The following is a 12,386-nucleotide window of genomic DNA, read 5'->3' as shown; positions in this document are numbered from 1 at the left end:
TTGACGGGTACGGCGAAGGGGCGCCCCCGTCGGTGGGAGCGCCCCCGGTGACGACTAGCTGGGGTCGGTGTCGATGACCCCGATCCGGTTGGTCCTGCTCATCAGCGCCGGGCGCAGCGCGGCGTAGACGTCCTCGGGCGTGACGGGCGTCTTCTTGCCGTTGCCCCGGGTGATGAGCACCCCGTCGAAGGCCTGGCCGTACAGCTCCTTGAGGGCGGCCAGGTCGGGCTTGTCGACCAGCTTGCCGTCGACCGCGGTGACCCGGAGGAACTTCCACAGCGAGTTCTGCGGGCTGAACGGCACGGAGTGGGCGGGGTCGGTCTGGACGGACACCCGGCCCGACATCGCGGGTTCGGCGAACTCCTTCATCATCCGGTCGACCTCGGCGTCGGAGACCGTCGGCTGCCGGGTGGTGGTCGGCACGGTGACCGGGGTGGCGCTGTCCGTCTCCACCAGCGCGCGGTAGGCCTGTTCGACGGCCTCGGCGGACCGGTCGGCGTCGACGGCCTGGCCCGCCTTGCCGTAGACGGGCACCGCCTTGCCGGACTTGAACTCGATGGTGCCGTCGGTGGCCGAGCCGGCGCCCGAGCCGCCGCCCGCCTGCTGGAGCGCGGCGTGCAGCTTCTCCTCGTCCACCGGCATGACCGGGGCGACCACGCGCTTCTGCCCGAAGAGGGAGCCGACGACGTGGACCGGGTTGTAGTCGCTGTGCGCGGCCTCGCTGACGGTGGCCTGGTAGTCGAACTGGAGGCCCGCGTTCTCCGGAGTGAGGGAGACGGTCCTGCCGCCGACGGCGAGCTTGAGCGGCTTGTCGACCCGCTTGCCGAAGGCGTCGTCCAGCTTCTTGACGGCGTCGTCGCGGGTGCCGCCGCCGATGTCCACGCCGAGCACGGTGGTGCCCTTGGGCACGTCGGTGTGGTTCATCAGCAGCCCGGCGCCGTAGGCACCGCCCGCGGCGACGACCACGGCGGCGACGAGCAGCATGAGCTTGCTGCGGCCCTTCTTCCTCGGCTTGGCCGCCGCCTTGGGCGCCGGGGCCGGCTCGGGCTTCGGCTTGGGCGCGGCGGGCGCCGCCGGGCCGCCGCCGGAGGCGCCGAACGGCGAGCCGCCCGCACCGGGGACCACCGGCATGCCGCTGGTGACGGTCTGTCCGGAGACGTTGCCCGCGGCCGGGGAGCGGTAGCCGGGCGTGCCCGGCCCGGGGGCCGGCTTCTGCGGGGTGAGGATCGCGGTGTCGTCGCTGAGCCCGCCGCCGGGACCACGGCCGCCCGGGTGGGCGCCCGGAACGGCGCCGGGGCCGTCGAGGTCCGTGAGCGCGCCGCGCGGGGTGCCCTGGCCGGTGCGGCCGGCGCCCCCGGGCGCGTCGAAGGGCTCGCCGGGCCGTCCGCCGGGGCCGCCCGCGCCGGGCCGCGGCACGAGGGTGCCGTCGCCGGTGACCGGGCCGCCGGTGGGGCCGGCCGGGCCCTGCGGTCCGCCGGGGCCGCCCTGCCCGCCGGGGCCGTTGAAGCCGCTGGCGCCGCCGGGGCCGCCCAGGCCGCCGGCACCGCCCGGGCCGCCCTGCCCGGTGAAGTCGCCGGCGCCGCCGTGCGCGGGGGCGCCGCCCGCCACGCCGCCGTAGCCGTCGTGTCCGTTCCCGCCCGCCGGGCCGGCGCCGAAGCCGTCCTGGCCGCCGTGGGCCGGGCGGTCCTCCGCGAAGTACGGCAGATCGTCGCGGCGCGGCTCGCCGGCGCCGGGGGCGCCGGACTCGGGGGTGCCGGGGCGGGAGCCGCCGCCCAGCGGGCCCGCGGTCAGCGCCTCGGTCACGTCGAAGGAGCCGGTGCCGCCGCCGTGGCCCGGGGCGACGGGGCCGCCGGTGGCACCGGGCAGGCCCTTGCCGTTGGTGCCGCCGGAGCGGGCGCCCGGCACGCTCATGGAGCCGACCACGCCGCCGGGACGGCCGCCGGGGCGTGCGCCGGTGGCACCGGTCGCGGCGGACGCGCCCGGACCACCCGTACGGGGGCCCGCCGGGGAAGGGGCCGGGGCGGCGGAACCGCCGGGGATCCCGGCGCCGTTGGTGCCGCCCGGGCCGCCCTTGGGGGCGCCGGCCTTGCGGGGCGCGAACCAGTCGCTGGTCTTCTCGTCCGCCTGGCCGGCGGGCTCGGCCGGGGCCTCGGCGGTGCCGTCGGCGGCGGGCGTGCGGCCGGCCGCGGGCCGCTGCTCGGCGGCGGACGTCTCGTCCCCGGCACCCTCGCCGTCCCCGACGGTCTTGCGCACGACGACCGGCGGGATGGGCCGGGATCCGGGGATGTTGATCCGGATCCGGGTCGTCAGCGTGGTCTCGGTCTTCTTCTCGTCCGGCCGCGTGCCCGAACGGCCCGCGCCCGTACCGTCGTCGGAAGCCAGGGGGGTCCCGTACGGCGGTGTGCCGGAGGGGTACGCGGCTCCGCCGCGCCCGTCGGGCCCGGAGGACGGAGTGTCAGTTTCACGACTCAAGGCAGGTTCTCCCGGTTGGCTCCGCCGCCCTTACGACCTGACTGCTCGGGCGGCTCGGCGGCGCGCACCACCATACTGGCCGCTTCCGGCACGTATCCCATGACCGCTGAGGAAACCCACACCGGACTCGCACGTGCGCCGCACGGCGAAGTGGTACGTCACTTCCCAAGTCGGGCGGAGCCGCCGCCGGGTTGCCGTCCGGCGCCAACGGTGGCACAGATCACAGCCACCGCCATGCCGCCGAGCAGGAAGAGATAGGAGCCGCCGCCCGCGCCGAACAGGAAGTCGCCTTCCGGGCGCGCGGTGGTGAGCAGCACGACGGCGACGATCCAGCCCGCGGCCGGCGCGACCGCCCCGCCGCGGCCGCGGGTGGCGTACGCGCCGCCGAGGAAGAGCCCGGCGGCGCCGGCGAGAGCGAGCAGCAGCCCGCCGGGGAACCAGGCGCCCTGCAGCAGGGCGCCGGCCAGGGCCACGACCGCGCCGAGCAGGAACAGGCCGACGAGGGCGGCGGCCCGGCCGGGCGTGGGCGGACGCAGCGGCTGGGCGAGCGACGAGCCCGGTCCGCCGCCGCTCACGACGCCTCCTCGCCGCCGGCGGTCCCGACGCCCGCGAAGAGGTCGGTCTCCCCGGGCTCGCCCGTGCCGCGCACCAACTCGTAGTACTCGGTGGTGAACAGCGGCTGGGCGAGGGCGTTGGAGAGCGCGAAGTACGGCCCGGCGACCTCGACCTGGGTGGCGTGGGCACGCATCGCGGCGGCCTTGGCGGCGGCGTACGCGGTGCCGTCGATCGCGGTGGTGATCCGCTCGTCGCCGACCACGCCGGGTACGTCGTCCACGGCCGCGCTCTTGTCGAACGGCAGGGTGTCCAGCTCGTCCTGGAGGCGGGCGAAGGCGGCCTCGGCGACGGAGCGCGGGACGCGGTTCCAGTAGACCTTGGCGACGCGGTGGCCGCGCTCGGCCGCGAGGTCGACGGCGCGCATGGCGACGCGGTGGGCCTGGACGTGGTCCGGGTGGCCGTAGCCGCCGTTGTCGTCGTAGGTGACGAGGACCTGGGGGCGGACCTGGAGGATCACGTCGGCGAGGTGGCCGGCGGCCTCGTCGACGTCGGCCTGCCAGAAGCAGCCGGGGTCGTCGTTGTCGGCCGTGCCGGTCATCCCGGAGTCTCCGTAGCGCCCGGCGCCGCCGAGCAGCCGGCCGTCGGTGACGCCGAGCGCGGCGAGGGCCGCGCCCAGCTCACCGCGCCGGTGGGTGCCCAGCGCGGGACCCGTCAGGTGCCGCAGCTCCGGCGGGATGACCTCGCCGCGCTCGCCCAGGGTGCAGGTGACCAGGGTCACGTGCGCACCCTCGGCCGCGTACCTGGCCATGGTCGCGCCGTTGTTGATCGACTCGTCGTCCGGGTGCGCGTGCACCAGCAGCAGACGTCGCGCGGGCAGTTCCGTCATGGCACCACCCTACGAGGTCACCGCACCGCCCCCGGTGACACCGGCCCTCAGAACTTGATGCTGCCGATCATGCCGGCGACGTTGGTCGTCAGCTCTCTGATCGTGGGCGCGATGGTCGAGGAGGCGAGATAGAAGCCGAGCAGGATGCAGACGACGGCATGGCCGCCCTTCAGCCCTGACTTCTTGATCAGCAGGAAGACGATGATCGCCAGCAGCACCACCGCCGAAATCGAGAGTGCCACGGCGGCTCACCTCCAAAGATCCCAGGGACGCGGGTTCTAGATCAGTTGAGCAAATCCATGCAGGAGCCAGCAGGTTCATACCCACACAGCGGTAGTGATCATAACTATCCGTGTGCGCGCATCGCTCGGCGCACAGCCGCACAAGGGGGCGCATGGCCAATATGGTCGGGGTATGACGAACGAGCCTGTCTCCTTCCCCCGCCGGCACGCGCGGACGCAGCGGTTCACGCTCGGCGCGCCGCGCGCGTTCACGGTGGCGCCCGACGGCACGCGTGTCGCGTTCCTGCGTTCCGGCTCGGGTACCGACCGGGCCGGCTCCCTGTGGGTACTGGATCTTCCGGGCGGCACCGAGCGCCTCGCGGCCGATCCCGGGGTGCTGCTCCAGGGCGCCTCGGAAGAGCTGTCGGACGAGGAGCGGGCCCGCCGCGAACGGAGCCGGGAGGGCGGTGCCGGCATCGTCGGTTATGCCACCGACAATTCCGCGGAACTGGCGGCCTTCGCCTTGTCAGGGCGGCTTTTCACGGCGGAGCTGCGGGCCGGGACGGCGCGCGAACTCCCCGTTCCGGGGCCCGTGATCGACCCGCGTCCGGCTCCCGACGGGCGGCATGTCGCCTACGTCTCCGGGGGCGCGCTGCGGGTGGTGGGCGCCGAGGGGGACGGCGACCGGGCGCTCGCCGAACCGGAGTCGGCGGAGGTCTCGTACGGGCTCGCGGAGTTCGTCGCGGCCGAGGAGATGGCCCGTTCGCGGGGCTTCTGGTGGGCCCCGACGTCAGACCGGCTGCTCGTGGCGCGGGTGGACGACACGCCGGTGCGGCGGTGGTGGATCGCCGATCCGGCCCGACCGGAACGTGAGCCACTCAACATCCGGTACCCGGCGGCGGGCACCCCCAACGCCGACGTACAACTGTTCGTCTACCACCTGGACGGGAGCCGCACCGAGGTCCTCTGGGACCGGGCGCGCTACCCGTATCTGGCACGAGTGCACTGGTCAGAGGCGGGTGCGCCGCTGCTGCTGGTGCAGGCGCGCGATCAGCGCGGCCAGCTGTTCCTGGCCGTGGACCCCGATTCCGGGGCCACGCGGATGGTGCACGCCGACGAGGACCCAGATTGGCTTGAACTGTTCGCCGGTGTGCCCTGCTGGAGCCCCTCGGGGCAGCTTGTCCGCATCGCGGACGAGGGCGGCGCACGGGTGCTGGCGGTCGGCGAACGGCCGCTGACCAGCGCGCAGTTGCACATTCGTGCGGTTCTGGACGTGGGTTCCCACGACGTACTGGTTTCCGCCTCTTCCGGCCCGGAGGCCGCCGAGCCGGAAATTGGCGAAGTTCACGTGTACAGGGTGAACGAGTTGGGTGTGGAACGCGTGTCGGAGGAGCCCGGTGTGCACTCGGCGGTGCGCGCCGGGGGCGTCACCGTCCTGGTGTCCGCGGCCCTGGACCGGCCGGGCAGCCGGGTCCGGGTGCTGTGCGACGGGAAGCCGGCGGCCACGATCCGGTCGTTCGCCGAGGATCCGGGCCTGCCGGTGCGGGTGACGCTCACCGAGGGGGGCGCACGCCGCATCCCATGCGCCGTGCTTATGCCTCGGGACTACCCCGGTGACACTCCCCTGCCGGTCCTCCTGGACCCCTACGGCGGTCCGCACGGCCAGCGGGTGGTGGCCGCGCACAACGCCCACCTCACCTCGCAGTGGTTCGCCGACCAGGGTTTCGCGGTGATCGTCGCCGACGGCCGGGGCACCCCGGGCCGCTCCCCGGGCTGGGAGAAGGCGATCCGGGACGACGTGGCGGCCGTGGTGCTCCAGGACCAGGTCGACGCGCTGCACGCGCTCGCCGAGCGGTACCCGCTGGACCTGGACCGGGTGGCGATCCGGGGCTGGTCCTTCGGCGGCTACCTGGCGGCGCTGGCGGTGCTGCGCCGCCCGGACGTCTTCCACGCCGCGGTGGTCGGCGCGCCCGTCACCGACCTGAGGCTCTACGACACCCACTACCAGGAGCGCTACCTCGGCGACCCGGGCGAGCGGCCCGAGGTCTACCGCCGCAACTCGGTGATCGACGACGCGGGCCTGGTCGACCCGGCCGAGCCGCACCGCCCGATGATGGTGATCCACGGGCTGGCGGACGACAACGTGGTGGTCGCCCACTCGCTGCGGCTGTCCTCCGCCCTGCTGGCCGCCGGCCGCCCGCACGAGGTGCTGCCGCTGTCCGGGGTCACCCACATGACCCCGCAGGAGACCGTCGCCGAGAACCTGCTCCGCCTCCAGCTGGACTTCCTCCGGCGCTCCCTGGCCCCGGCGAGGCGCCCGTGAACACCCGTAACACACAGGCAACTTCGCGGAATCGGTACCGATATACGGACACGGCAGCCTGAACTGCGTACGGCCGTGCGGGTGCCGTAAGCGGGCCGGGGTGCACCATGTCACCCCGGCCCGTCGCCGGCTGCCCGGGGCCGCTCGGGCGGGACGGCCCCCGGCGGCAGGCTCCCGGCCGGCCGGGCCTCTTCGGCGAAGTGACAGGCCGACGGGTGGGCCACGGGTCCGGGGGCGCCGAGGAACGCGGCCGGCACCGCCAGCGCCGGGTCCTCGCGTGCGCACCGCTCGCGCGCCTTCCAGCAGCGGGTGCGGAAGCGGCACCCGGAGGGGACGGCCGTCGGCGAGGGCACGTCCCCGGTGAGGATGATCCGCTCGCGCCGGTCGCGGGCGGCCGGGTCGGGCACGGGCACCGCGGAGAGCAGGGCCTGGGTGTAGGGGTGGGTCGGGTGGTCGTAGATCCCGTCGCCGGGGCCGCTCTCCACGATCCGGCCCAGGTACATCACCCCGACCCGGTCCGAGAGGTGCCGCACCACCGACAGGTCGTGCGCGATGAAGACGTACGAGAGGCCGAACTCCGCCTGCAGGCGGGCCAGCAGGTTGACCACCTGGGCCTGGACCGAGACGTCCAGGGCGGACACCGGCTCGTCGGCGACCACGACCTCGGGGCGCAGCGCCAGCGCCCGGGCGATGCCGATGCGCTGGCGCTGGCCGCCGGAGAACTGGTGGGGGTAGCGGCCCGCGTACTCCGGGTCCAGGCCGACCACGTCCAGCAGCTCCCGCACCCGGCGCCGCCGGTCGCCCTTCGGGGCCGCCTCGGGGTGGATCTCGAACGGCTCCCCGACGATGTCCCCGACCGTCATCCGGGGGTTGAGCGAGGTGTAGGGGTCCTGGAAGACCATCTGGATGCCGCGGCGCACGGCCTTCAGCGCCCGGCCGGACAGTCCGGTGATGTCCTCGCCCTTGAACCGGAGGGTGCCGGCCGTCGGACGCTCCAGCCGGCACAGCAGCCGGGCCACCGTCGACTTGCCGCACCCCGACTCGCCGACCAGGCCCAGCGTCTCGCCCCGGCCGAGCGTGAAGTCGACGCCGTCGACCGCCTTCACCACGCCGCTCCGCCCGCGCGTCGGCACGCCCCGGGTGAGGGGGTAGTGCTTGACCAGCCCGGTCGCCTCCAGGATCGGCTCAGCCACCGAGGCACTCCCTCCAGAAGTGGCAGGCGCTGCCCCGGCCGCCGGGCACCTCGTACAGCGGGGGTTCCTCGGTGCGGCACACGTCCCGGGCCATCGGGCAGCGTGGGTGGAAGGAGCAGCCGGGCGGGACGCGCGTGAGGTTCGGCGGCAGGCCCTTGATGGCGTACAGCTCCCGGCCCCTGCGGTCCAGGCGGGGCACGGACTCCAGCAGGCCGCGGGTGTAGGGGTGGGCCGGGGCCCGGTAGAGGTCGTGCACGGGGGCGGACTCGACGATCCTCCCGGCGTACATCACCGCGATCCGGTCGGCGACGTCCGCGACCACGCCCAGGTCGTGCGTGATCAGGATCAGCCCCATGCGGTACTCGCGGCGCAGCTCCGCGAGCAGGTCCATGACCTGGGCCTGGACCGTGACGTCCAGGGCGGTGGTGGGCTCGTCGGCGATGACGAGCGCCGGCCGCAGGGCCAGCGCCATGGCGATCATGATGCGCTGGCGCATGCCGCCGGAGAACTGGTGGGGGTAGTCCCGCACCCGCTGGGCCGCCGCCGGGATGCGCACCCGCTCCATCAGCTCCACCGCCCGGGCCCGGGCGGCCCTGCGGGACATCCCCCGGTGCACCACGAACATCTCCCCGAGCTGGTCCCCCACGGTGAGCACCGGGTTGAGGGCCGACAGCGCGTCCTGGAAGATCATCGCCATGGCGGCGCCCCGGATCCCGCGCCGCTCCCGCTCCTTCATCGTCAGCAGGTCCCGCCCCTGGAACAGGACGCTCCCGCCGGTGATCCGGCCGGGCGGGGTGTCGAGGATGCCCATCACGGCCTGCGCGGTGACGGACTTGCCCGACCCGGACTCGCCGAGCACGGCCAGCGTCTCGCCGGCGTCCACCGTGTACCCGGCCCCGTTGACGGCCCGGGCGACCCCGTCCCGGGTCCGGAACTCCACGTGCAGGTCGCGCACTTCGAGCAGCACGGCACCGTCACCTCAGCTTCGGGTCGAGGGCGTCGCGGACCGCGTCGCCGAGCATGATGAAGGCCAGCACCGTGACGGCCAGGGCGCCCGAGGGCCACAACAGGGCGTGCGGGGCGTTGCGGATGAAGGGAGAGGCGGCGGAGATGTCGATGCCCCAGGAGACGCTGGGGGGCCTCAGGCCGACGCCGAGGTAGGAGAGCGTCGCCTCCAGGGCGATGTAGGTGCCGAGCGCGATGGTCGCGACGACGATGACGGGTGCCACCGCGTTCGGGGCGATGTGCCGCAGGAGGATCCGGGTGTCGGAGGCGCCGAGGGCGCGGGCGGCCTGGACGTAGTCGTTCTGCTTGACGGTGATGACCGAGCCGCGCGCGATCCGGGAGATCTGCGGCCAGCCCAGCAGCACCATGAACCCGACGACCGGCCAGACCGTCGTGGAGGCGACCACGGACAGCAGGACCAGGCCGCCGAGGACGACCGGGATGGCGAAGAAGACGTCGGTGAGCCGGGACAGCAGCGCGTCCCAGATCCCGCCGAAGTAGCCCGCCAGCCCGCCGAGCACCGACCCGAGCAGGGCCACCCCGAGCGTGGCGCACAGGCCGACCGTGACGGACGTACGGGCGCCGTGGACGGTGCGCGTGTAGACGTTGCAGCCCTGGCCGTCGTAGCCGAACGGGGCGCCCGGGGCCGGGCCGTCCTGGGACCTGGCCAGGTCGCAGCTCAGGGGTGAGCCGGAGGCGATCAGCGAGGGCCACAGGGAGATCAGCACCAGGAAGCAGATGACCAGGGCCGACAGCAGGAAGACGGGGTTGCGGCGCAGGTCCCGCCAGGCGTCGGACCACAGCGAGCGGGGCCGGCCGGCCCCTCCCCCCGGCCCGCCCGGTGCCCCCTCGAGCGTGACGGCCTCGCTCGCGCCGAGGTCCATCGCGCCGCCCATCCCGGTGCCGGCGATCGCGCCCTCGGGTTCGTAGGGCTGTTCAGGCATGGCGGATCCTCGGGTCGAGTACGGCGTACAGCAGGTCGACGAGCAGGTTGGCCGCCAGGAAGACGAGGACCAGCACGGTCACGAAGCCGACGACCGTCTGGCTGTTCTGGCGCAGGATGCCCTGGTAGAGCTGGTAGCCGACGCCGTGGATGTTGAAGATCCGCTCGGTGACGATGGCGCCGCCCATCAGCGCGCCGATGTCGGTGCCGATGAAGGTGACCACGGGGATGAGCGAGTTGCGCAGCAGGTGCCGGATGACGACCCGGCGGCGGGGCAGTCCCTTGGCGACGGCCGTGCGGACGTAGTCGGAGCGCCGGTTCTCCGCGAGGGAGGTCCGGGTCAGCCGGGTGACGTAGGCGAGCGAGACGGAGGCGAGGACCAGGCCGGGCACGATCAGCTCGTCGAAGCCGCCGGCGCGCACCGACGGCCGGATCCACTGCCACTTGATGCCGAACAGCAGTTGCAGCAGCAGGCCGGTGACGAAGGTCGGCACGGAGATCACCACCAGGGTGGCCAGCAGCACCCCGGTGTCCACGGGCCGGCCGCGCCGGAGCCCGGTGACCACACCCAGCGTGACGCCGACGACGACCTCGAAGAGGACGGCCACGACGGTCAGCCGGACGGTGACCGGGAACGCCGTCGCCATCAGCTCGGTGACCGGCTGCCCGTTGAACGCCGTGCCGAAGTCGCCGGTGAAGACCTTCCCCATGTAGGTGAGGTACTGCCGCCACACCGGCTGGTCGAGGCCGAACTCCCGGCGGAGCCGGGCGGCGGTCGCCGGGTCGCAGGCCCGCTCCCCGCACAGCCCGGCGACGGGATCGCCCATCACGTTGACCATCAGGAAGATCAGCAGCGTGGCGCCGGCGAACACCGGGATCATCTGGAGCAGCCGGCGCAGGACATGGCGTCCCATGGGCTCAGCCGACCCTGATCTCGTTGTAGACCGGGACGCTGAAGGGGTTCAGCGCCACGTGGGACAGCCGCTCGGAGTAGCCGGCGTTGCCGTTCTGGTACCACAGCGGGATGGCGGCCATCCGGTCCCGGACGACCTCCTCGGCCCGCTGGAACAGGGCGACGGACCGGGCGGGGTCGGTCTCGGCGTTGGCGCGGTCGACCAGCCGGTCGAAGTCCTCGTTCGACCAGGCGCCGTCGTTGGAGGAGGCGCCGGTGTAGTAGAGGGGCTGGAGGAAGTTCTGGATGAGCGGGTAGTCCATCTGCCAGCCCGCCCGGAACGGCCCGGTCATCCGGTGCCGGCCGAGCTGGTCGCGGAAGTCGGCGAAGGTGCCGACCGGGTTGCCGACGCAGGCCCGGTCGTCGCCGAGCACGTTGTTGATGGAGTTGCACACCGCGTCGACCCACTGCCGGTGCGAGCCGGAGTCCGCGTTGTAGGTGAGGGTGAGCCGGCCGCCGGGGATGCCGCCGCCCTCCTCGATCAGCTTCCGCGCCCGGCCGGGGTCGTAGGCGCAGGCGCCGCCGCACAGTCCCGCCTTGTAGCCGCCGGCCGCGCCCAGCACGGGGGAGGTCCAGTCGGTGGCCGGGGTGCGGGTCCCGCGGAAGATCGTGTCGGTGATCTGCCGTCGGTTGATCGCCATGGACAGCCCGGTGCGGACCTTCTCGGCGCCGGGTCTGCTCCAGTTCTCGTCGTAGTAGGGGAAGGCGAGGGTCTGGAGGATGCCCGCGGGGGTGTTGAGGTACCGGTCGCCCAGGTCGCTCCCGACGTTCTTCAGCTGGGCGGCGGGGATGTCGTCGGCGAGGTCGAGGTTGCCGGCCAGGAGGTCGGTGTAGGCGGTGTTGCTGTCGGTGTACACCAGGAGGGTGACGCCGTCGTTGCGGGCCTTGTCCGGGCCGGGGTAGCCGTCCCACCTCCGCAGGTACATCTGCGAGCCCCTCGTGTAGGAGGCGATGGCGTAGGGGCCGTTGCCGACCGGCTTGCGCACCCAGGCCGCGTGGTCGGTGAAGAAGGCGCGGGGCAGCGGGGCGAAGGCCGCGTAGCCGAGGGTGTCGGGGAAGCCGGAGAACTTCTGGTTGAGCCGGACGGTGAAGGTGTGGTCGTCCACCACCCTCAGCCCGCCGAGGGTGTCGGCGCGCTGGCGGCCGGTGGCGGGGTGGACCTGGTCGTAGCCGTCGATGTAGCCGAAGAAGTACGCGTTCTTCTGGTTGTTGCGCAGGCTCGCGCCGTAGTTCCACGCGTCCACGAAGGACCGGGCGGTCACTTTCTCGCCATTCGAGAAGGACCAGCCGGGCCGGAGACGGACGGTGAAGTTCCGCGAGTCCCTGGTCTCGATGGAGCGGGCCAGCCAGTCGCGGGCCTCGCCCGTTCTCGGGTCGTACCGCTTCAGGCCCCGGAAGATCATGTCGAGGACCTTGCCGCCCTGCACCTCGTTGGTGTTGGCCGGCTCCAGCGGGTTCTGCGGGTCGCCCCAGGAGGAGCTGAGCACCGCGCCGCCGTTGCCGCCCGCGCCGGCGCCCCCGCAGCCCGCGGCGGCGGCCACCAGTGCCAGCGCCGCCGCACCGGCGGCCCATCGGGCGTGCGTGCTGCGCCGCATGGCGTGCCTCCTCGTGCGCCTGGAAACGAGTACCGGTCGATAGGGACACATACCGCGCACGGCTCCCGCCTACCGCCCGGAAATGCGGCCTTTGGGGGGACACGTCATCCGAATGCAGGCACCCCTCCCAGGGTCACTGATGATCTTGACCATCGAGCGCAATAGATCTACGCGTAACGATGCCGAAACGTTGGATTGGGACGGGGTGATGTACGCATGTCGACACTTCACCGTCCGCATA

General features: G+C 73.6%; 10 protein-coding genes. 1 reads left to right on the top strand and 9 read right to left on the bottom strand.

What is annotated here, in order from left to right; all coding sequences use genetic code 11:
* Positions 1-54 precede the first annotated feature (54 nt).
* The 4 genes from ACZ4W9_RS05455 to ACZ4W9_RS05440 form a co-directional block, all read right to left on the bottom strand.
* Positions 55-2,472, bottom strand: coding sequence for a hypothetical protein (locus ACZ4W9_RS05455; protein WP_467933367.1), 2,418 nt, complete (start codon positions 2,470-2,472; stop codon positions 55-57).
* Positions 2,473-2,630: 158 nt separating this feature from the next.
* Positions 2,631-3,047, bottom strand: coding sequence for a DUF6113 family protein (locus ACZ4W9_RS05450; protein ID WP_467933366.1), 417 nt, complete (start codon positions 3,045-3,047; stop codon positions 2,631-2,633).
* Positions 3,044-3,913 carry an N-acetyl-1-D-myo-inositol-2-amino-2-deoxy-alpha-D-glucopyranoside deacetylase gene (gene mshB / locus ACZ4W9_RS05445; RefSeq protein ID WP_467933365.1) on the bottom strand — a complete coding sequence of 290 codons (870 nt, stop codon included), beginning with the start codon at positions 3,911-3,913 and terminating at the stop codon, positions 3,044-3,046. The genes ACZ4W9_RS05450 and mshB overlap by 4 nt, the downstream gene beginning before the upstream one ends.
* Positions 3,914-3,960: 47 nt before the next feature.
* On the bottom strand, positions 3,961-4,155 hold the full coding sequence (locus tag ACZ4W9_RS05440; RefSeq protein ID WP_030614868.1) for a hypothetical protein: 195 nt from the start codon (positions 4,153-4,155) through the stop codon (positions 3,961-3,963).
* Between the two features lie 172 nt (positions 4,156-4,327).
* On the opposite strand from ACZ4W9_RS05440, the gene ACZ4W9_RS05435 reads away from it, so the two are divergent.
* Entirely contained in the window at positions 4,328-6,457 is a 2,130-nt protein-coding gene (locus ACZ4W9_RS05435; protein WP_467933363.1) for a S9 family peptidase, read from the top strand.
* Positions 6,458-6,567: 110 nt separating this feature from the next.
* Here the strand turns inward: ACZ4W9_RS05435 and ACZ4W9_RS05430 are convergent, their stop codons facing one another.
* The 5 genes from ACZ4W9_RS05430 to ACZ4W9_RS05410 are packed head-to-tail and all read right to left on the bottom strand — an operon-like array spanning position 6,568 to position 12,145.
* The gene (locus tag ACZ4W9_RS05430) at positions 6,568-7,650 is read right to left on the bottom strand and encodes an ABC transporter ATP-binding protein (protein WP_467933362.1); all 1,083 of its coding nucleotides are present in this window, start codon (positions 7,648-7,650) and stop codon (positions 6,568-6,570) included.
* Positions 7,643-8,617 (bottom strand): ABC transporter ATP-binding protein, encoded by a 975-nt coding sequence (locus ACZ4W9_RS05425; protein WP_467933361.1) that lies wholly within the window; start codon positions 8,615-8,617, stop codon positions 7,643-7,645. Before ACZ4W9_RS05425 ends, ACZ4W9_RS05430 begins: the two co-directional genes overlap by 8 nt.
* A gap of 7 nt (positions 8,618-8,624) precedes the next feature.
* Complete coding sequence (locus tag ACZ4W9_RS05420; protein ID WP_467933359.1) at positions 8,625-9,599, bottom strand: ABC transporter permease; 975 nt, start codon at positions 9,597-9,599, stop codon at positions 8,625-8,627.
* Positions 9,592-10,512, bottom strand: coding sequence for an ABC transporter permease (locus ACZ4W9_RS05415; RefSeq protein ID WP_467933358.1), 921 nt, complete (start codon positions 10,510-10,512; stop codon positions 9,592-9,594). The genes ACZ4W9_RS05420 and ACZ4W9_RS05415 overlap by 8 nt, the downstream gene beginning before the upstream one ends.
* A gap of 4 nt (positions 10,513-10,516) precedes the next feature.
* Positions 10,517-12,145: a peptide ABC transporter substrate-binding protein gene (locus tag ACZ4W9_RS05410; protein ID WP_467933357.1), complete on the bottom strand. Its 1,629-nt coding sequence runs from the start codon at positions 12,143-12,145 to the stop codon at positions 10,517-10,519.
* Between the last annotated feature and the right edge of the window lie 241 nt (positions 12,146-12,386).

This window comes from Streptomyces sp. NPDC029296 (genome assembly GCF_055569255.1).
The sequence above is the reverse complement of the archived record's forward strand: the minus strand, read 5'-3'. Positions and strand labels throughout refer to the sequence as shown.